This window comes from Escherichia sp. MOD1-EC7011 (assembly GCF_002965005.1).
GTDB lineage: Bacteria > Pseudomonadota > Gammaproteobacteria > Enterobacterales > Enterobacteriaceae > Escherichia > Escherichia ruysiae.
The window spans coordinates 36,470-56,046 of sequence record NZ_PTRD01000023.1; the positions used below are offsets into that span (position 1 = coordinate 36,470).

General features: G+C 52.7%; 16 protein-coding genes and 1 other annotated feature. Of the genes, 6 read left to right on the top strand and 10 right to left on the bottom strand.

What is annotated here, in order from left to right; translation table 11 throughout:
- The first annotated feature begins 56 nt into the window (after window positions 1–56).
- Window positions 57–2,561: a copper-exporting P-type ATPase CopA gene (copA, locus tag A7098_RS11270; RefSeq protein ID WP_105280815.1), complete on the top strand. Its 2,505-nt coding sequence runs from the start codon at window positions 57–59 to the stop codon at window positions 2,559–2,561.
- A 57-nt stretch (window positions 2,562–2,618) separates the two neighbouring features.
- Here copA and A7098_RS11275 read toward each other — a convergent pair whose 3' ends face one another.
- Window positions 2,619–2,960 (bottom strand): HigA family addiction module antitoxin, encoded by a 342-nt coding sequence (locus A7098_RS11275; protein WP_000806439.1) that lies wholly within the window; start codon window positions 2,958–2,960, stop codon window positions 2,619–2,621.
- A 35-nt stretch (window positions 2,961–2,995) separates the two neighbouring features.
- The gene (locus tag A7098_RS11280) at window positions 2,996–3,298 is read right to left on the bottom strand and encodes a type II toxin-antitoxin system RelE/ParE family toxin (protein ID WP_032224814.1); all 303 of its coding nucleotides are present in this window, start codon (window positions 3,296–3,298) and stop codon (window positions 2,996–2,998) included.
- A 132-nt stretch (window positions 3,299–3,430) separates the two neighbouring features.
- Between A7098_RS11280 and A7098_RS11285 the strand changes: the two genes are divergently transcribed.
- Both A7098_RS11285 and ybaK read left to right on the top strand, forming a co-directional pair.
- Complete coding sequence (locus tag A7098_RS11285; RefSeq protein WP_000365146.1) at window positions 3,431–4,225, top strand: TraB/GumN family protein; 795 nt, start codon at window positions 3,431–3,433, stop codon at window positions 4,223–4,225.
- A 204-nt stretch (window positions 4,226–4,429) separates the two neighbouring features.
- The gene (ybaK, locus tag A7098_RS11290; protein WP_000186623.1) at window positions 4,430–4,909 is read left to right on the top strand and encodes a Cys-tRNA(Pro)/Cys-tRNA(Cys) deacylase YbaK; all 480 of its coding nucleotides are present in this window, start codon (window positions 4,430–4,432) and stop codon (window positions 4,907–4,909) included.
- A 36-nt stretch (window positions 4,910–4,945) separates the two neighbouring features.
- Here ybaK and ushA read toward each other — a convergent pair whose 3' ends face one another.
- Complete coding sequence (gene ushA / locus A7098_RS11295; RefSeq protein ID WP_105280816.1) at window positions 4,946–6,598, bottom strand: bifunctional UDP-sugar hydrolase/5'-nucleotidase; 1,653 nt, start codon at window positions 6,596–6,598, stop codon at window positions 4,946–4,948.
- Window positions 6,599–6,818: 220 nt separating this feature from the next.
- Between ushA and fsr the strand changes: the two genes are divergently transcribed.
- A complete protein-coding gene (gene fsr, locus A7098_RS11305) occupies window positions 6,819–8,039 on the top strand; it encodes a fosmidomycin MFS transporter (protein ID WP_001251623.1) in 1,221 nt (406 codons plus the stop codon).
- Window positions 8,040–8,276: 237 nt separating this feature from the next.
- A complete protein-coding gene (gene ybaL / locus A7098_RS11310) occupies window positions 8,277–9,953 on the top strand; it encodes a YbaL family putative K(+) efflux transporter (RefSeq protein WP_000546195.1) in 1,677 nt (558 codons plus the stop codon).
- Window positions 9,954–10,070: 117 nt separating this feature from the next.
- On the opposite strand, the gene gsk is transcribed toward ybaL, so the two are convergent.
- Window positions 10,071–11,375, bottom strand: a complete 1,305-nt coding sequence (gene gsk / locus A7098_RS11315; protein WP_000671589.1) for an inosine/guanosine kinase — start codon at window positions 11,373–11,375, stop codon at window positions 10,071–10,073.
- Window positions 11,376–11,526: 151 nt separating this feature from the next.
- On the opposite strand from gsk, the gene aes reads away from it, so the two are divergent.
- Window positions 11,527–12,486 (top strand): acetyl esterase, encoded by a 960-nt coding sequence (aes, locus tag A7098_RS11320; RefSeq protein ID WP_105280817.1) that lies wholly within the window; start codon window positions 11,527–11,529, stop codon window positions 12,484–12,486.
- Here the strand turns inward: aes and hemH are convergent.
- From hemH to dnaX, 6 genes are all read right to left on the bottom strand, one after another.
- On the bottom strand, window positions 12,483–13,445 hold the full coding sequence (gene hemH / locus A7098_RS11325) for a ferrochelatase (RefSeq protein ID WP_105280818.1): 963 nt from the start codon (window positions 13,443–13,445) through the stop codon (window positions 12,483–12,485). The genes aes and hemH overlap by 4 nt on opposite strands.
- Before the next feature lie 227 nt (window positions 13,446–13,672).
- Entirely contained in the window at window positions 13,673–14,317 is a 645-nt protein-coding gene (adk, locus tag A7098_RS11330) for an adenylate kinase (RefSeq protein WP_001313630.1), read from the bottom strand.
- Window positions 14,318–14,575: 258 nt separating this feature from the next.
- Entirely contained in the window at window positions 14,576–16,450 is a 1,875-nt protein-coding gene (htpG, locus tag A7098_RS11340) for a molecular chaperone HtpG (protein WP_000678201.1), read from the bottom strand.
- A 109-nt stretch (window positions 16,451–16,559) separates the two neighbouring features.
- Window positions 16,560–17,165, bottom strand: coding sequence for a recombination mediator RecR (gene recR, locus A7098_RS11345; RefSeq protein ID WP_001195025.1), 606 nt, complete (start codon window positions 17,163–17,165; stop codon window positions 16,560–16,562).
- The gene (locus A7098_RS11350; protein ID WP_001515903.1) at window positions 17,165–17,494 is read right to left on the bottom strand and encodes a YbaB/EbfC family nucleoid-associated protein; all 330 of its coding nucleotides are present in this window, start codon (window positions 17,492–17,494) and stop codon (window positions 17,165–17,167) included. Before A7098_RS11350 ends, recR begins: the two co-directional genes overlap by 1 nt.
- 52 nt (window positions 17,495–17,546) lie before the next feature.
- Entirely contained in the window at window positions 17,547–19,478 is a 1,932-nt protein-coding gene (gene dnaX, locus A7098_RS11355; protein WP_032224802.1) for a DNA polymerase III subunit gamma/tau, read from the bottom strand.
- Window positions 18,150–18,214 (bottom strand) — a sequence feature (DnaX frameshifting element). It overlaps the preceding gene by 65 nt.
- Window positions 19,479–19,577: the final 99 nt, after the last annotated feature.

Here is a 19,577-nt window from a genome sequence, read left to right on the forward strand (position 1 = left end):
GCTGGAAGGTTTACCCTTTATCACAGTCAGTCAAAACTGTCTTAAAGGAGTACGTTATGTCACAAACTATCGACCTGACCCTGGACGGCTTGTCCTGCGGTCACTGCGTTAAACGCGTGAAAGAAAGTCTCGAACAGCGCCCGGACGTTGAGCAGGCAGACGTGTCAATTACTGAAGCGCACGTCACAGGTACTGCCAGCGCGGAACAGCTTATCGAAACCATCAAGCAAGCGGGTTATGACGCATCTGTAAGCCACCCAAAGGCTAAACCGCTGGCGGAGTCATCAATCCCGTCGGAAGCACTGACAGCGGTTTCTGATGAGCTTCCGGCAGCAACCGCCGATGACGACGATAGCCAGCAGTTGCTGTTGAGCGGCATGAGCTGCGCCAGTTGTGTCACCCGCGTACAAAATGCGCTGCAAAGCGTACCGGGCGTCACCCAGGCACGGGTAAACCTGGCGGAGCGCACTGTGCTGGTGATGGGCAGTGCCTCCGCACAAGATTTAGTGCAGGCGGTGGAAAAAGCGGGCTACGGCGCAGAAGCGATTGAAGATGACGCTAAACGCCGTGAGCGCCAGCAGGAAACAGCCGTCGCTACCATGAAACGCTTCCGCTGGCAGGCAATTGTCGCTCTGGCGGTGGGTATCCCGGTAATGGTCTGGGGGATGATCGGCGATAACATGATGGTCACCGCCGACAACCGCAGCCTGTGGCTGGTTATTGGGCTGATAACCCTGGCGGTTATGGTTTTCGCTGGCGGACATTTTTACCGCAGTGCATGGAAAAGCCTGCTCAACGGCGCGGCGACGATGGATACGCTGGTGGCGCTGGGTACTGGCGTGGCATGGCTCTATTCAATGAGCGTTAACCTGTGGCCGCAGTGGTTCCCGATGGAAGCACGACATCTTTATTACGAAGCCAGCGCGATGATTATCGGTCTGATTAATCTCGGTCATATGCTGGAAGCGCGTGCGCGTCAGCGTTCTTCAAAGGCGCTGGAGAAATTACTCGATTTAACCCCGCCGACGGCGCGACTGGTTACTGACGAAGGTGAAAAGAGTGTGCCGCTGGCAGACGTTCAGCCAGGTATGTTGCTGCGCCTGACAACCGGTGACCGTGTGCCGGTGGATGGCGAAATCACTCAGGGTGAAGCGTGGCTGGATGAGGCGATGTTAACGGGCGAACCTATTCCACAGCAAAAAGGCGAAGGCGATAGCGTTCATGCCGGGACAGTGGTACAGGACGGTAGTGTGCTGTTTCGCGCCAGCGCAGTCGGCAGCCATACCACGCTGTCGCGGATCATTCGCATGGTGCGCCAGGCTCAGAGCAGTAAGCCAGAAATCGGTCAACTGGCGGATAAAATCTCTGCCGTGTTTGTGCCGGTGGTAGTGGTGATTGCGTTGATCAGTGCGGCAATCTGGTATTTCTTTGGACCCGCACCGCAAATTGTTTATACCCTGGTGATTGCCACCACGGTGCTGATTATCGCCTGTCCGTGTGCGCTGGGGCTGGCAACGCCGATGTCGATTATTTCCGGCGTCGGGCGCGCGGCAGAATTTGGGGTGCTGGTGCGTGACGCCGATGCGCTGCAACGTGCCAGTACGCTGGATACCGTGGTGTTCGATAAAACCGGGACGCTGACCGAAGGTAAACCACAGGTTGTCGCAGTAAAAACGTTTGCTGATGTTGATGAAGCGCAGGCATTGCGTCTGGCGGCGGCACTGGAGCAAGGTTCCAGCCATCCGCTGGCGCGGGCAATCCTCGATAAAGCAGGCGATATCACGCTGCCACAGGTCAATAGCTTCCGTACATTGCGCGGACTGGGGGTAAGTGGCGAAGCGGAAGGCCATTCACTGCTGCTGGGGAATCAGGCTCTGTTAAATGACCAGCAAGTCGATACGAAAGCGATTGAAGCTGATATTTCAGCCCAGGCATCACAAGGCGCAACGCCGGTGTTACTGGCCGTTGATGGCAAAGCGGTGGCTCTGTTGGCGGTACGCGATCCATTGCGTAGCGATAGCGTGGCGGCGCTGCAACGTCTGCATAAAGCGGGATATCGTCTGGTAATGTTAACCGGCGATAACCCAACCACCGCCAATGCGATCGCCAAAGAAGCAGGGATTGATGAAGTGATTGCGGGTGTATTGCCGGATGGAAAAGCCGAAGCGATTAAACGTCTGCAAAGCGAGGGTCGCCAGGTAGCAATGGTGGGCGACGGCATTAACGATGCGCCGGCGCTGGCCCAGGCGGATGTCGGTATTGCAATGGGTGGCGGGAGTGATGTTGCCATTGAAACAGCGGCGATTACCCTGATGCGCCATAGCCTGATGGGGGTTGCAGACGCACTCGCCATCTCCCGCGCGACGCTACGCAATATGAAGCAAAACCTGCTTGGCGCGTTTATCTACAACAGTATCGGTATTCCGGTCGCCGCCGGTATTTTGTGGCCGTTCACCGGAACACTGCTTAACCCGGTGGTCGCCGGAGCGGCAATGGCGCTCTCGTCGATTACGGTGGTGAGTAACGCTAACCGATTGCTGCGGTTTAAACCGAAGGAATAAGTATGTCATTGCGGATGCGCTGCTTTAGGGTGGCGCATCCGTTATAGGGAAATGATTCTACGCGACCTTTTTTGCACGCTCTTCACGGCGTGCCAAATATTCAGCCACTGTTTCAATCCGTCCCAATTCTTCCTGGGTGCGCATGTTGTTTTCAACTTCCCAAAGATCAACTGCCGCCTGGAGGTTTAGCCAAAAATCGACTGTGGTATCAAAAACTTTCGCCAGACGAAATGCCATATCAGTGGTGAGTTTACGATTATTATTGATCAGTGCACTGACGCTATTACGATGAACATGCAGCAACTCTGCTAACTCATTGATTTTCAAATCGAGCGGTTCCAGATATTCATAGAGAAGAATATCTCCGGGTGTCGTCGGTTTTCTTGTTGCCTGTTTCATGGTTTTACCTTTCTCGTCAATACGACAGCTATGTTTTAGTAGTTGTGTGGATCTAAAAACAATTCTTCGGCCTTGCCATTAACCCATTTAAATATCAGTCGGTACTGTTTATTCACTCTAATGGAGGAGTATTCCTGCAATTTCCCCGATAACTCTTCGTACCGGTTCCCTGGTGGGGAACGTAAATCCCGATGGGAAGTGGCAGCATTAATGATGTCCAATTTTCTTGATAACGCGTTATGGATTTCAGCAGGGATCTTTCGATGTGGCGTTGAGTGGACAAAAAAACCAGCCAGCCAGGGATCACGAAAACTCCTTATGTTGATTTTTTGAGCCATTCCATTCTCATCTCCTTGTCCATTATTTAATCATTATAATGCACACAAGCACTGTGCACAAGTGCAACAATCAACTCCATTTGCGCCATCCCTCCCCGCGCGCTAGCATGATATTTCACAAAGGGAGGTCGTATGGATCTGTTGTACCGGGTAAAAACACTTTGGGCCGCGCTGCGCGGTAATCATTACACCTGGCCTGCCATCGATATCTCCCTCCCCGGCAATCGCCATTTTCATCTGATTGGCAGTATTCATATGGGTAGCCACGATATGGCTCCTCTACCCGCCCGTTTGCTTAAAAAGCTCAAACAAGCCGATGCGCTGATTGTCGAGGCAGATGTTTCCACCAGCGATACGCCTTTTGCTAATTTGCCTGCCTGCGAGGCGCTGGAAGAGCGCATCAGCGAAGAACAATTACAAAATCTGCAGCACATCAGCCAGGAAATGGGCATTTCTCCGTCGCTCTTTTCTACCCAACCACTGTGGCAAATCGCGATGGTTCTCCAGGCGACGCAGGCGCAAAAACTGGGGCTGCGGGCAGAATATGGTATCGATTACCAGCTATTGCAGGCGGCGAAACAACAACATAAGCCCGTGATTGAACTGGAAGGGGCAGAAAATCAGATTGCCATGTTGCTCCAGCTGCCCGACAAAGGACTGGCGCTGCTGGACGATACGCTGACCCACTGGCATACCAACGCACGGCTACTACAACAAATGATGAGCTGGTGGCTGAATGCGCCGCCACAAAATAATGAAATAACGCTGCCCAATACGTTCAGCCAGTCGCTGTACGACGTGTTGATGCATCAGCGAAATCTTGCCTGGCGGGATAAATTACGGGCCATGCCACCGGGGCGCTATGTGGTCGCGGTCGGTGCGTTACATCTGTATGGAGAAGGGAATTTGCCACAAATGTTGCGCTAAAAAAAATGGCCAATATCGCTATTGGCCCGTCAAAGAGGAATTTCATATTTTTATTATTATGCCGTCACTTTAAGCGACGGTGTAACTCGATTGTCGCTCAATCTCACCATCCTGCCAATACTATTAGGCAAGATGACTCTTTTTTTTGAGCCGCCATCAGGCGTATGCTTTCTCCGTTTTTTTGTTTAAGGCAGGAAAATTACGATGACACCCGCAGTTAAATTACTCGAAAAAAACAAGATTTCATTCCAGATTCATACCTACGATCACGATCCGGCTGAAACCAACTTTGGCGATGAAGTGGTCAAAAAATTAGGCTTGAATGCAGATCAGGTCTACAAAACGCTGCTGGTCGCAGTGAACGGCGATATGAAACATCTGGCGGTGGCCGTTACGCCGGTCGCCGGTCAACTGGATCTTAAAAAGGTGGCAAAGGCGCTGGGTGCCAAAAAGGTAGAGATGGCCGATCCGATGGTGGCACAGCGTTCGACGGGATATTTAGTTGGGGGAATTAGCCCACTAGGACAGAAAAAACGTCTGCCGACGATTATTGATGCCCCCGCGCAAGAATTTGCCACTATTTATGTTTCCGGTGGCAAGCGCGGACTGGATATTGAACTTGCGGCAGGCGATCTGGCGAAGATCCTCGATGCGAAATTTGCCGATATCGCCCGCCGGGATTAAGCATTGTGCCGGATGCAAACATCCGGCACTTTCAGATTACTGCCAGCTCACCTCACCTTTCGGCTCATACGCGCTCGCATCCAGCGGCGAGTTTTTCTGGATATAGTCTTTCAGCACTTCAGCATCTATAAAGCCGGTATTGACATAGCCCGGTTTGTTATCAAGGCGCGGATAACCATCACCGCCGGTGGCATTGAAGTTTAACGTCGCCATGCGGTAAGTTTTTGCCGGATCGACCGATTCGCCTTTGATTTTCAGGTCGTTAAGTTTGCCATCTTTCGCCACAAAGCTGACGTTGGCAAATTGCGGATAGGCACCGGAATCCGGCTTCATTTGTGCAACGGCGGTCAGGTAATCAATCACCTCCTTACCGCTCATGTCGGCATACACCACCACATTGCCGAACGGCTGCACTTTCAGCACGTTTTTATAACTGATGTTACCCGCGTCGATGGAGTCACGAATTCCGCCTCCGCTCATCACCGCAAAGTCGGCTCCGGTGCGATCCATTTGTGCTGCCAGAATCAACCGTCCCATATTGGTCTGTACGAAACGAACTTTGCTGCGGTCGCCTTCAAGACGGTCACTAACCTCACCAATTTTCACTTCCAGCTGTGCTTTGCCTTTGTTCTGGAACGGTGATAACAGCGAGATCATTTGCTGGTTTTCGGCGATTTCCGGGGTGTACAGCACGCGTTCGCTTTTTCCGTCTTCCCAGGTCACTTTTTTCTTCAGGTTCACCGGAATCAACTGGTAATTGACCATTTTCATTTCGCCATTGCGAAACTCAAAATCGGCTCGTCCCACATACTTGCCCCACTCATGCGCCTGGACAATCCAGATGCCGTTTTGTTGATCCGGCTTGCAAGGTGTACCCGGCACATAATCGACCTGTTTTTTATTTTCTGCTGCCATGCAGACCGGATCTTGCGAGTGACCGCCGACAATCATCGCCAACGATCCGGCAGGCAGGCTGCGCGCCATCTCTACATCGCCCGGTGCGTTTGAACCGTGTTCGCCATTGTCGTAATGCCCCATATGCGTGGCTGCAATAATAATGTCCGGCTTTTCTGTCTGTTGCAGTTCCTGAATCACCAGCTTCGCTTCGTCGGCAGGTTTACGAAATTCAATGTCGGTGAAATATTCCGGGTTACCAATTTTCGCCGTGTCATCGGTCGTCAGACCAATTACCGCGATTTTCAGATCCTGACGCTTAAACAACGCCCAGGGTTTAAACAAACGCTCGCCGGTACTTTTTTGATAGATATTGGCGGAGAGCAACGGGAACTTTGCCCATTTTTCCTGCTGACGTAATACGGTGAGCGGGTTATCAAATTCATGATTACCGATTGCCATCGCGTCATAACCCACCAGATTCATGCCGCGAAAATCCGGTTCGGCGTCCTGTAAATCAGACTCTGGAACACCAGTGTTAATGTCACCTCCAGAAAGTAACAGCACGCTACCGCCTTCAGCCGCGACTTCTTTGCGGATACCATCCACCAGCGTTTTTTGCGCCGCCAGACCATATTCGCCATATTCATTACGCCAGAAATGACCGTGGTGGTCGTTGGTATGAAGTACCGTAATTTTGTAGGTTTTATCCTGCTCATAAGCCTGGGCGGTTTCACTCGCCAGTGTAAATGCGGCTAATAGTGCTAATGCCACACCCCGCTGCAAAAACTTCATATTTCTCTCTCCCTGACCAGATATCAACGTGTTGAAAATTAGTATGACGCGACATAATAGACAAGTCTGTGTTCGGTGATGGTAAATCTACATACAAAAATGGAAATTCTGTATTAAGCATTGAGACTTCCTTCAGACAGCGCATACAGGTATGTTAGTCGGGTAATAATCACAAATAAGATCATTCTTTACATCGCAACTCTGAAAAAGTGACTTTCCTATGGCAATGAGTGAACAAACCCAGCCTGCGGCGGGCGCGGCTGCATCGACCACTAAGGCTCGTACATCATTTGGTATTTTAGGCGCAATCAGCCTTTCGCATCTGCTGAACGACATGATCCAATCGCTAATTCTTGCGATTTATCCGCTGCTTCAGTCAGAGTTTTCCCTGACGTTTATGCAGATTGGGATGATTACCCTCACCTTTCAGCTCGCCTCTTCGCTGTTGCAACCGGTAGTCGGTTACTGGACAGATAAATACCCAATGCCGTGGTCATTACCGATTGGCATGTGCTTTACCATGAGCGGCCTGATACTGCTGGCGCTGGCGGGTAGTTTTGGCACGGTTCTGCTGGCGGCGGCGCTGGTCGGTACGGGTTCGTCGGTCTTTCACCCGGAATCTTCCCGCGTGGCGCGTATGGCGTCTGGTGGACGTCATGGCCTGGCGCAATCTATCTTCCAGGTAGGCGGTAACTTTGGTAGTTCGTTGGGGCCATTGCTGGCGGCGGTGATCATCGCCCCTTACGGCAAAGGCAACGTTGCATGGTTTGTGCTGGCGGCGTTGCTGGCTATCGTGGTACTGGCGCAAATCAGCCGTTGGTACTCTGCACAGCATCGGATGAGTAAAGGCAAACCGAAAGCAATAATAATCAATCCACTGCCGCGTAATAAGGTCGTGCTGGCTGTTTGTGTGCTGTTAGTGCTGATTTTCTCGAAATATTTCTATATGGCGAGCATCAGCAGCTATTACACCTTTTATCTGATGCAAAAATTCGGATTATCTATCCAGAATGCCCAGCTTCATCTGTTTGCCTTCCTGTTTGCCGTCGCGGCGGGTACGGTGATTGGCGGGCCTGTAGGCGATAAAATCGGCCGAAAATATGTGATTTGGGGCTCTATCCTCGGCGTTGCGCCATTTACCTTGATTTTACCCTACGCCAGCCTGTACTGGACGGGGGTTTTAACGGTGATTATTGGATTTATCCTCGCCTCGGCGTTTTCCGCCATTCTGGTCTACGCTCAGGAGCTACTTCCGGGACGTATCGGCATGGTTTCTGGACTGTTTTTCGGTTTTGCTTTCGGTATGGGGGGGCTGGGCGCTGCGGTTCTGGGGCTTATCGCCGATCATACCAGTATCGAGTTAGTTTATAAAATCTGTGCTTTCCTTCCACTTCTTGGTATGTTGACCATATTCCTGCCTGATAACCGGCATAAATCCTGATTTCCATGCAGCCAAAGGTAAACTTTGGCTGCTTCATTTTGCAGTAGCCATAAGCCTTTCCTCTTCATACACCTTATCACTTTTCCGATCCGTGCCTTTTTTGCGGTTAATTCCATTTTTCTGCAAAATTCAACAATTATTCATAAACATCAACCATGAAATTGTCATAAACTATTACCTGTAATTTTGGTTTTCCCAGCCAAAAATGGACAACAACCACCAGGAACAGGAGACGGAATGCATCACGCCACCCCGCTTATCACCACCATTGTTGGCGGCCTTGTGCTCGCTTTTATCCTCGGCATGATTGCTAATAAACTGCGTATTTCTCCTCTGGTGGGATATCTGTTAGCGGGCGTGCTGGCAGGGCCATTCACTCCAGGGTTTGTTGCCGATACCAAGCTTGCGCCGGAACTGGCGGAGCTGGGCGTTATTTTGCTGATGTTCGGCGTCGGTTTGCATTTTTCGCTCAAGGATTTGATGGCGGTAAAGTCCATTGCCATTCCCGGCGCGATCGCCCAGATAGCCGTGGCGACGCTGCTGGGTATGGCGCTCTCTGCCGTGCTGGGCTGGTCGTTAATGACCGGTATCGTGTTCGGTTTATGTCTTTCCACCGCCAGTACCGTGGTGTTACTGCGCGCACTTGAAGAACGGCAATTAATAGACAGTCAGCGCGGGCAAATCGCCATCGGCTGGTTGATTGTGGAAGATTTGGTGATGGTTCTGACGCTGGTGTTGCTGCCCGCAGTGGCAGGGATGCTGGAACAGGGCGATGTGGGCTTCGCGACGCTGGCGGTTGATATGGGGATCACCATCGGCAAGGTGGTAGCATTTATCGCCATAATGATGTTAGTGGGTCGCCGTCTGGTGCCGTGGATTATGGCACGCAGCGCGGCAACCGGTTCGCGTGAACTGTTTACCCTGTCGGTGCTGGCACTGGCGTTAGGCATTGCTTTTGGTGCGGTAGAACTGTTTGACGTCTCCTTTGCGCTCGGTGCATTCTTCGCCGGGATGGTGCTGAATGAATCCGAACTTAGCCACCGCGCCGCACACGATACGCTGCCATTGCGCGACGCCTTTGCGGTGCTGTTTTTTGTCTCCGTCGGGATGTTATTTGATCCGTTAATTCTGATTCAGCAACCGCTGGCAGTGCTGGCAACGCTGGCAATTATTCTGTTTGGTAAATCAGTGGCGGCACTGTTCCTCGTCCGGCTGTTTGGTCACTCCCAGCGCACGGCGTTAACCATCGCCGCCAGCCTCGCGCAGATTGGTGAGTTCGCGTTTATCCTGGCGGGACTGGGAATGGCATTGAATTTACTGCCGCAGGCCGGACAAAACCTGGTACTGGCAGGCGCGATCCTGTCGATTATGCTCAACCCGGTGCTGTTCGCGCTGCTGGAGAAATATCTGGCAAAAACCGAAACGCTGGAAGAACAGACGCTGGAAGAAGCTATCGAAGAAGAGAAGCAGATCCCGGTGGATATTTGCAACCATGCGCTACTGGTGGGCTACGGTCGTGTAGGCAGTCTGCTGGGGGAGAAATTACTCGCCTCTGATATTCCGTTAGTGGTGATTGAAACATCACGAACCCGCGTCGATGAACTGCGTGAGCGTGGCGTTCGCGCGGTACTGGGCAACGCGGCGAATGAAGAGATCATGCAACTGGCGCATCTGGAGTGCGCGAAATGGCTGATTCTGACCATTCCTAACGGTTACGAAGCTGGCGAGATTGTGGCCTCTGCTCGCGCCAAAAACCCGGATATTGAGATTATCGCCCGCGCCCATTATGACGATGAGGTGGCGTATATCACCGAACGTGGCGCGAATCAGGTAGTGATGGGTGAACGTGAAATCGCCCGTACTATGCTGGAACTGCTGGAAACGCCACCGGCGGGTGAAGTGGTGACGGGGTAATACATTGACGCCATTGCCGGATGCGATGCTGCCGCATCTTATCCGGCCCACAGGTGCCATCTTCCGTAGGTCGGATAAGGCGTTTACGCCGCATCCGACTGTCATTGGTTCAATGGCTTAACGATCCCAGTAAGACTCTTCCAGACTGTCTTCTCGCTCCGGCAGACCGCGCGTTAAACGTGGTGAATGCTGGTTCAGTACCTGATAGCTCACACGGTTAGCATATTTACACACCTGCGCTAACGACGAATAAGTCAGCCAGGTGAATTTATGCTTGCTGGAATTTGGCACGTTAGTGCGGTGATAGCTATTGGCGGTAATGTCATGCAACAGCGCCGCCAGCGCCCCATCACCGGCACCGTTAGTGTTCATGATTTTTTCTGGCCCGCCCATATACGGCGCAATGTGCGAATAGACGCGCAGCGGATTCTGGCAATCTTTGTGGCGCATGGCGCGGCTAAACTCATACTGGTTAAATTCCGCGATAGCGCCCGGCAACAGCGGATGCTGGGTTTTGCGTTTCGCTTCGTCTTCCGTAAAGCCCGCCATATACAAGCCGATTGGCCCGGCGGTGCACAGCACCAGATCAACCCAGTCCAGCGCCTTATCAGATGCCAGCAGCGGATCGCTCTCTCCGGTCAACGCTTCAGCTTCTTCTTCGTTCATCGCAAGGATGGAGACGTGTTCTTTGAGGAATTGCTGCCACCATTGCGGATTCTCGGCGATGACAAATTTAGTGCCCAGCGTCAGCACCACCGGTACGTTATATTTCTTCGCATACTCAATGGCTTTCATGGTCGCTTCCGGCATCGGTTCACCCGGCTTGCAACGCACCAGATAGGACGTTAATACCAGCGCCGACGCTCCGGCGATAACATCTTCCGGAATGCTTTCTGCCCGTAACTGGTTCATATGACCTGGACTGATAGCAAAGGTACGTTCGCCAGACTCGCCAATCAGCGTAAAGCAACGACCAATCGGGCCATCCACACCCTGCAGATAGTTAAGATCGGTACGGCTGGATGTATTGCACAAGTAACGATAGGCGTAGCTGCCAATTTCAATATTGCTGCACATCACGCCCAGCAGCACCGAACGGTCGTCTGCCAGTACAGAATAGTTGTGCATGGTATTGCCAATAGTGCCACCTGCAAACTGATGAGTAATCAGGTTTTTCTGTTTCAGCTCCTGATAAAGTGCTTCAGCAACATCATCTTCAATGACCAGTGAATGCCCGGCGCTTAATCCATAACGTTCAATAAAATCGTCTTCCACTTTGGCTTCAATATCCACCAGCGTCTGGTCGATACCGACCACCCAGGCTGCGCTGGTTTCGTTTTCTGGTTGGATTTGCTGCAACAGCGGATCGCGTGCATTTACGGGGAAGTAATGTTTGGATTTACGTTTGCCGGGAAATTTCATGGTTGTTTTTACGGGTGGTTAACTGAGCGGCGAATGTTAACACAATCATGCCTGAACGCGCGAGATGCAGGCAGTTTCAATATCAGCCGACGGGATCGCATTTTCATGGGAGATGTTCCTTACAATGGTGCCATTTGAAAGGAGTTTTTGCATGAAGCCGGAAAACAAACTACCCGTGCTGGAGCTAATCTCTGCCGAAATGAAGGCGGTTGTTAATACTCTTCAGCCCGATTTACCGCCCTGGCCCGCAACGGGAACGATTGCCGAACAACGCCAGCATTACACGCTTGAGCGCCGATTCTGGAACGCTGACACTCCAGAAATGGAAACCAGAGCTTACGCGGTTCCGACAAAATATGGACAGGTGAAAGCACGGCAATTTTGTCCGAACCCGGATAGTCCGGCGACGCTGTTTTATCTACATGGCGGTGGTTTTATTCTCGGCAATCTCGATACCCACGATCGCATTATGCGTCTGCTGGCAAAGTACACCCAGTGTACGGTGATTGGCATTGGTTACACCCTTTCGCCAGAAGCGCGTTTTCCGCAAGCGATAGAGGAAATCGTGGCGTCTTGTTGTCACTTCCACCAGCAGGCGGGCGATTATCAGATCAATATGTCACGCATTGGTTTTGCCGGTGATTCCGCTGGCGCCATGCTGGCGCTCGCCAGTGCTTTATGGTTGCGTGAAAAGCAGATCGATTGCGGCAAAGTTGTGGGTGTTTTGCTGTGGTATGGGCTTTACGGATTACGCGATTCCGTGACTCGTCGTCTGTTGGGGGGTAACTGGGATGGCTTAACGCAACAGGATTTGCAGATGTATGAAGAGGCGTATTTAAGCAACGACGCGGACCGCGAGTCACCGTATTACTGTCTGTTTAATAATGATCTCACTCGCGAAGTTCCGCCCTGTTTTATTGCCGGGGCGGAGTTCGATCCGCTGCTGGATGACAGCCGTCTGCTTTACCAGACGTTAGCGGCGCATCAGCAGCCCTGTGAGTTCAAACTCTACCCAGGCACGCTGCACGCCTTTTTGCATTATTCACGGATGATGAAAACCGCCGACGATGCTCTTCGCGACGGCGCTCAATTCTTTACCGCTCAGCTTTAGCGATACGCGGCAACAAGATTAGCCATCATTTCGATATGTTCCGGTGTGGCATTAAGCGCCGGAATATATTCATATTTTTTTCCGCCTGCACCGAGGAAGACTTCACGGTTTTGCTCGGCAATCTCTTCCAGCGTCTCCAGACAATCCGCAGCAAAACCCGGACACATCACCTGAATATGGCCGACACCTTTTTCTCCCAGCATTTTCAGCGTTTCGTCGGTATAAGGCATCAACCAGGGTTCCCGACCAAAGCGCGACTGGAAAGTCATCATCACTTTTTCCGGTGCCATCCCCAGTGCGGAAGCCAGTTCACGAGTCGTTGTGCGGCAACGTTGCGGGTAATCATCGCCTTCATCTGCATAACGCTGGGGAATGCCATGATAAGAAAGCAACAGCAGATCCGGTTCGCCATGTTTAGCGAAAGAGGCGCGAACGCTATTCGCCAGCGCATTAATGTAATCGTGGTTATCGGCGTAATCGCGAATAAACGATATCCCCGGAATGCTACGTTTGCGCGCCAGAATGCGAGCCAGTTCATCCCACACCGCACCGACCGTTGAACAGGAGTATTGCGGGTAGAGCGGCAGTACCACGATATGATCAACATGTTCAGCCAGTAGTTCATCTACGGCGCTTTCCAGCGATGGCGTGCCGTAGCTCATTCCCAGCGCCACGGGCGTCTCCGGTAAACGTTGTGCCAGCTCCTGTTGTTGCTGGCGGCTGTAAACCATCAGCGGCGAGCCACCTTCCATCCAGACAGAGGCATACAGCTTCGCCACACGCGGCGAGCGCAGCGGCAAAATCACGCCGCGCAGCAATGGCCACCACAACAGCCGTGAAGTATCGACTACGCGTCTGTCGCTTAAAAATTGTTTCAGGTAGCGTTTTACCGCTTCAGGTGTGGGGGCATCGGGTGTGCCCAGGTTTGCCAGCAGGATACCGGTTTTTGTCTGACGCATTACCGCCTCTTATCGATTCAACTTGTTGATAATTGTAGCGGAAAAGTGAGGAAGAAGAACTAATTGCTGTGAGAGGTCAAATCAGAAAAAGGAATAACGCAGATTGAGGTTTTTGTAAAAGGCCGAATGAAAATCCGGCCTGAGATTGCTGATAAGTTTGCTTGTGCGAGCCTGTTCCCCTCACCCTCTCCCCGAGGGCAAGGGGACTATCCGTGCGCGCTTTCGAATTAACCGAGGATTTTTTCCAGAGCCGCGCGAACTTCAGCAACCGGTTTGGTGCCGTCGACTTTTGCGTATTTGGTGTTGCCCGCTTCCGCTTCTTTAGAGTAGTAGCCAATCAGCGGCGCAGTCATCTGATGGTATTCAACCAGACGTTTACGCACGGTTTCTTCCTGATCGTCTTTACGGGTAGTCAGTTCTTCACCGGTAACGTCGTCTTTGCCTTCTACTTTCGGCGGATTGAATTTAACGTGATAAACACGACCAGACGGCGCATGAACGCGGCGACCGACAATACGGTCAACGATCAGTTCGTCCGGTACGTCGAATTCCAGAACGTAATCAACATTGATGCCCGCTTCTTTCATCGCGTCTGCCTGCGGAATGGTACGCGGGAAGCCGTCCAACAGGAAACCATTACGGCAGTCTTCCTGAGCAATGCGCTCTTTAACCAGCGCGATCACCAGTTCGTCGGTGACCAGTTTGCCAGCATCCATAATGTCTTTTGCTTGTTTACCCAGCTCGGAGCCAGATTTGACCGCAGCACGCAGCATATCGCCAGTGGAGATTTGCGGAATACCATATTTCTCCATGATGAACTGAGCCTGAGTCCCTTTCCCCGCGCCCGGAGCGCCAAGCAGAATGATACGCATTGCGAAAATCCCCTTAAAATGTGTCGAATTTTTTGAAAAAGCGATAAACGATACCACCAACAGGCAATTGCCTCAAGAAAGGCACATGGGGCTGAAACGGTTAAGGGGAGAAAGTTTGGGGGAAAGTGCGGTTGAAGCCCCTCACCCCGGCCCTCTCCCCAAAGGGGCGAGGGTGAAAACCAGCGCAGTTCTTTAATATCTGCACGATCGATCCCCTCTCCCCTTTGAGGAGAGGGTTAGGGTAAGGGGGTAAAAGGCTTACGACACCAGCAGCTGGTTCATACGACGAATAAACAGGTTCGGATCTTCCAGCGTACCGCGTTCTGCCAGCAGCGCCTGATCCAGCAGCAGTTCTACCCACTCGCTGAACTTCGCTTCATCTTCAGTATCTGCCGCACGTTTCACCAGCACGTGATCCGGGTTCAGTTCGAAGATGTATTTTACTTCCGGCACTTTCTGCCCCGCAGCGGCGAACAGTTTTGCCATCTGAGTGCTCATTTCGTCCGCATCAGTAGACACAATCGCTGGCGTATCGGTCAGACGGTGAGTCAGACGGACATCTTTCACACGCTCGCCGAGCAAGGCTTTCACACGGTCGATAAACGGAGTCAGTGCTTTCTCCGCTTCTTTCGCGCTCTCATCAACTTCGTCAGCCAGTTTTTCCAGCGACTCGTCAACTTTGGACACAGACTGGAACGGTTTACCGTCGAACTCAGTCAGATAGTTCATCATCCACTCATCGATGCGGTCAGAAAGGAGCAGAACTTCGATGCCTTTCTTACGCAGCAGTTCCAGGTGCGGGCTGCTCTTCGCTGCCGCATAGCTGTCTGCGGTGATGTAGTAGATTTTCTCCTGCCCTTCTTTCATGCGGGAAACATAGTCTTCCAGAGACACAGTCTGCGCAGAAGAGTCGGTATGAGTAGAAGCAAAACGCAGCAGTTTGGCGATCGCTTCCTGGTTAGCGAAATCTTCCGCCGGCCCCTCTTTCAGTACCAGGCCAAACTGTTGCCAGAAGGTCTGATATTTTTCCGCGTCGTCTTTCGCCAGTTTTTCCAGCATTTGCAGCACACGCTTGGTCAGCGCATTGCGCAGGTTACGCGTTACCGTGCTGTCCTGGAGGATTTCACGGGAAACGTTCAGCGGCAGATCGCTGGAGTCAATCAGACCACGCACGAAGCGCAGATAGTTCGGCATGAACTGTTCTGCGTCGTCCATGATGAACACACGCTGAACATACAGTTTCAGGCCGTGTTTATGATCGCGATTCCACATATCCCACGGAGCCTGGGACGGGATGTACAGCAGGCTGGTGTACTCCTGCTTACCTTCAACGCGGTTGTGGCTCCAGGTCAGCGGATCGTTAAAGTCGTGGGCGATGTGTTTGTAGAACTCTTTGTACTCTTCATCGGTGATTTCCGACTTGTTACGCGTCCACAGCGCCTGCGCTTTGTTGATTTTCTCCCAGGAAATAACGGTTTCGCCGTCTTTCTCTTCGCGTTTTTCGATCTCTACCGGCAGCGCGATATGGTCGGAGTATTTGCTGATGATGGAGCGAACGCGCCAGTCATCGAGGAATTCATCTTCGCCTTCACGCAGATGCAGGGTGATTTCAGTACCGCGATCTTCTTTGGTGATGTCGGCAACGGTGTATTCACCTTCGCCAGCCGATTCCCAGAAGACGCCGTTTTCTGGTTTTTCGCCTGCCGCGCGAGTACGCACGGTTACTTTATCGGCCACGATAAATGCGGAGTAGAAACCAACACCAAACTGACCGATCAGCTGGCTGTCTTTCGCCTGATCAGACCCCAGAGATTCGAGGAACGATTTGGTGCCGGATTTAGCGATAGTCCCCAGGTGGTCGATCACTTCGTCGCGGGTCATCCCCACGCCGTTGTCGGAAATAGTCAGCGTGCGCTTGTCTTTATCGAAAGAGACACGAACGCGCAGTTCGCCATCACCTTCGTACAGATCCGGATTAGAGAGCGCGCGGAAACGCAGCTTGTCCGCCGCATCGGAGGCGTTAGAGATAAGCTCACGCAGGAAGATTTCTTTATTGGAATAGAGAGAATGGATCATCAGATGCAGAAGCTGCTTCACTTCTGACTGAAAACCACGAGTTTCTTGTCCTTTCATGTAGGTCTACCTCAATGATGCCATTTTAAGGTTAAAAACAGGATGAGGGAGAGATGGGGACAAGGGGGGGTAATTTCAAGCGAGAGCAGGTGATCCTGCTCTCGTTTGCTTAAAAACGAATCTTATGACGCCCGGCGAGTGAGTGCGACAGCGTGGTGCCATCGACCATTTCCAGTTCGCCGCCAACCGGTACGCCGTGGGCAATACGGCTGGCTTCCACGTCATACTGCGCGCAAAGCTCGGCAATGTAGTTAGCGGTGGCTTCACCTTCGACCGTTGGGTTGGTGGCGAGGATCACTTCGGTGATTTTTTCCTCCGCCAGACGCTGTTCCAGACGATCAAGTCCGATATCATCCGGGCCAATGCCGTCCAGCGGTGACAGGTGCCCCATCAACACAAAATAGCGACCGGAAAACTGCCCCGTCTGCTCAATGGCGTAGATATCCGCAGGACTCTCTACCACGCAAATCTGACCGTTTTCCTGACGACGCGGGTTTGAACAGATGTTACAGACTTCCTGTTCAGTGAAGGTGCGGCAATCGGCGCAGTGACCGATTTCCGACATCGCCCGGGTGAGCGCCTGCGCCAGACGCATCCCGCCGCTACGATCGCGCTGAAGCAGCGTGAACGCCATACGCTGCGCTGACTTCGGGCCAACGCCCGGCAGACAGCGCAGTGCTTCCATAAGCTGTGTTAACAGCGGGCTGGTTTGCATCAGAACGGCATCTTAAAGCCTGGCGGCAACTGCATTCCGGAGGAAACAGAGGCCATTTTTTCTTTCTGAGTTTCTTCGATACGACGCGCCGCATCGTTGAATGCCGCAGCAACCAGATCTTCCAGCATCTCTTTGTCATCTTCCAGCAGGCTTGGGTCGATCTCAACGCGACGGCAGTTGTGTGCGCCGTTGATGGTCACTTTCACCAGACCTGCGCCGGATTCGCCGGTCACTTCCAGCTTCGCGATTTCTTCCTGCATCTGCTGCATTTTTTCTTGCATCTGCTGGGCCTGCTTCATCAGGTTGCCCAGACCGCCTTTACCAAACATAGGTTTCTCTCTCAATCACGTTAAGGATGACGATCGTAAGCTGTGCTTACGATCAAATGGGGCGGATACTTTCTTCATCCAGCTCCGCATCGAAGAATCGACGCAGGGTCTGAATATTATTATCCGCAATAATGGACTCGCGCGCCTGCGCAAGTTTTTCTTCGTATATCGCCTGACGCCACTCCAGCGGCGTACGCACCGCTGGATTATCATCTTCAACGATAGTCAGTTCAACCGTTGAGCCATTTAACGTACTCAACGCTTCAGCCAGTTTTTGTTGTGCACCGCTGTTATTCAAATGACGCTGAGAGGAGCGCAAATGCAGACACACCGTGTTGCCGTTCTCCTCTTTCCAGGCATTTAACGCCACCTGTTCGACCAGTTTTGGTAGCGAAAGTTGGCTCACCTGTGCTGCCCACGGATCGCGCTCAATGGCTTCTGCCGCCAGTTTCGCCGCCAGCTCTGGCGTTTTTTCATGTTCCAGCGCCTTTTTCAGCGCCTTCGGCGTGGCGACGACTTCTTTTTGTTGCATCACTGGGGTGGTTGCCTTCCAGCGATACGCTTCTTTTTTGGCTGGCGCTTTTTCCAGCGCCGATGGTGCCGGACGCGACTGAACGCGATCGGTGACCGAAGCCAGTCTTTCCAGCGCAGCGTTATTCACCGGCCGCGCGCGGGTAGCGGCTGCCGGTTCACTCTTTTTTGCTTTGGTTGCTCCCTGTACGCGCTGTAGTTGTTGGCGCGCCGCCAGCACCTGGCTGGTGGTTTCTGAGAGCGGTACGGTCGGTGCCTGCTGCGGCGCTGATTGCGGCTGTGGCGGCACCTGCATTGGCGTCATTACCGCCGTCGGCGCGACTGGCGCAAAGGACTGGCGCGGCACTTCCGGTTCGGGTAGAGGCATACGCGGATGGAACGCCAGCGCGCGCAATAGCGTCATTTCAACGCCCATGCGTCTGTCTGGCGCATACGGTAATTCTTTGCGACCAATCAATAGCGTCTGGTAGTAAAGCTGAATATCTGTTGGCGGCACGGTACGTGCCAGTTCACGCATCCGCAGCTCAATGGCAGCCATGTCATTGCCAAGCGCAGCAGGCGAAAGCTGTACCATCGCAATGCGGTGCAGCAGGCCGAGCATTTCCACCAGCAACGCTTCCCACTCAATACCACGAGCAGCGGCTTCATTAATCAGCGCCATTACGCGCTCGCCGTTGGCTTCCACCATCGCTTCTACCAGCGACAGCGCCTGATCGTCGTCGAGCGTACCGAGCATCGAACTGACCGCCTGGGTCGAAACCTGACCATCACCGCTGGCAATCGCCTGGTCAGTCAGACTTAACGCGTCTCGCAGGCTGCCTTCAGCGGCGCGCGCCAGCAGTTGCAGCGCCCGAGGCTCGTGGGCGATATGTTCTTCGTTGAGAACATGCTCAAGCTGATGACGAATTTGCTCGACATCCAGCGCCTTGAGATGAAATTGCAGACAGCGCGACAAAATCGTCACCGGCAATTTCTGCGGATCGGTGGTTGCCAGCAGGAACTTCACATGCTCTGGTGGCTCTTCAAGGGTTTTTAACAGTGCGTTGAAGCTGTGGCGCGACAGCATATGCACTTCGTCGATCAGATAGACTTTAAAGCGACCGCGCGCTGGCGCGTACTGAACATTATCCAGCAGGTCGCGGGTATCTTCGACTTTGGTGCGCGAGGCGGCATCGATCTCAATCAGATCAACAAAGCGCCCCTGTTCGATTTCGCGGCAGTTATCGCATACGCCGCACGGCGTCGCGGTAATGCCTGTTTCGCAGTTTAGCCCCTTCGCCAGCAGTCGGGCGATAGAGGTTTTTCCGACGCCACGGGTGCCGGAAAAAAGATAAGCATGATGAATACGCCCTAACGACAAGCCGTTCGCCAGTGCGGTCAGCACATGTTCCTGGCCGACGACGTCAGCAAAGGTTTGTGGGCGCCATTTTCGGGCTAAGACCTGATAACTCATTGGCAGGCTCTGAAACGCTGGAAGGTGGATTCACGAAGGGGTAATGCTAACACAGCCCCGTCAGAACGGCGAGGCTGAATGTACATCTTGTGCTGCCCA

Bases quoted from the DNA above. Each gene is read 5' to 3' on its own strand.
- ushA (WP_105280816.1), bottom strand. From the start codon at position 6,598: ATGAAGTTTTTGCAGCGGGGTGTGGCATTAGCACTATTAGCCGCATTT.
- A7098_RS11285 (WP_000365146.1), top strand. From the start codon at position 3,431: ATGGATCTGTTGTACCGGGTAAAAACACTTTGGGCCGCGCTGCGCGGT.
- A7098_RS11350 (WP_001515903.1), bottom strand. From the start codon at position 17,494: ATGTTTGGTAAAGGCGGTCTGGGCAACCTGATGAAGCAGGCCCAGCAG.
- recR (WP_001195025.1), bottom strand. From the start codon at position 17,165: ATGCAAACCAGCCCGCTGTTAACACAGCTTATGGAAGCACTGCGCTGT.
- aes (WP_105280817.1), top strand. From the start codon at position 11,527: ATGAAGCCGGAAAACAAACTACCCGTGCTGGAGCTAATCTCTGCCGAA.
- A7098_RS11280 (WP_032224814.1), bottom strand. From the start codon at position 3,298: ATGGCTCAAAAAATCAACATAAGGAGTTTTCGTGATCCCTGGCTGGCT.
- fsr (WP_001251623.1), top strand. From the start codon at position 6,819: ATGGCAATGAGTGAACAAACCCAGCCTGCGGCGGGCGCGGCTGCATCG.
- ybaK (WP_000186623.1), top strand. From the start codon at position 4,430: ATGACACCCGCAGTTAAATTACTCGAAAAAAACAAGATTTCATTCCAG.
- adk (WP_001313630.1), bottom strand. From the start codon at position 14,317: ATGCGTATCATTCTGCTTGGCGCTCCGGGCGCGGGGAAAGGGACTCAG.
- A7098_RS11275 (WP_000806439.1), bottom strand. From the start codon at position 2,960: ATGAAACAGGCAACAAGAAAACCGACGACACCCGGAGATATTCTTCTC.
- gsk (WP_000671589.1), bottom strand. From the start codon at position 11,375: ATGAAATTTCCCGGCAAACGTAAATCCAAACATTACTTCCCCGTAAAT.
- ybaL (WP_000546195.1), top strand. From the start codon at position 8,277: ATGCATCACGCCACCCCGCTTATCACCACCATTGTTGGCGGCCTTGTG.
- dnaX (WP_032224802.1), bottom strand. From the start codon at position 19,478: ATGAGTTATCAGGTCTTAGCCCGAAAATGGCGCCCACAAACCTTTGCT.
- copA (WP_105280815.1), top strand. From the start codon at position 57: ATGTCACAAACTATCGACCTGACCCTGGACGGCTTGTCCTGCGGTCAC.
- htpG (WP_000678201.1), bottom strand. From the start codon at position 16,450: ATGAAAGGACAAGAAACTCGTGGTTTTCAGTCAGAAGTGAAGCAGCTT.
- hemH (WP_105280818.1), bottom strand. From the start codon at position 13,445: ATGCGTCAGACAAAAACCGGTATCCTGCTGGCAAACCTGGGCACACCC.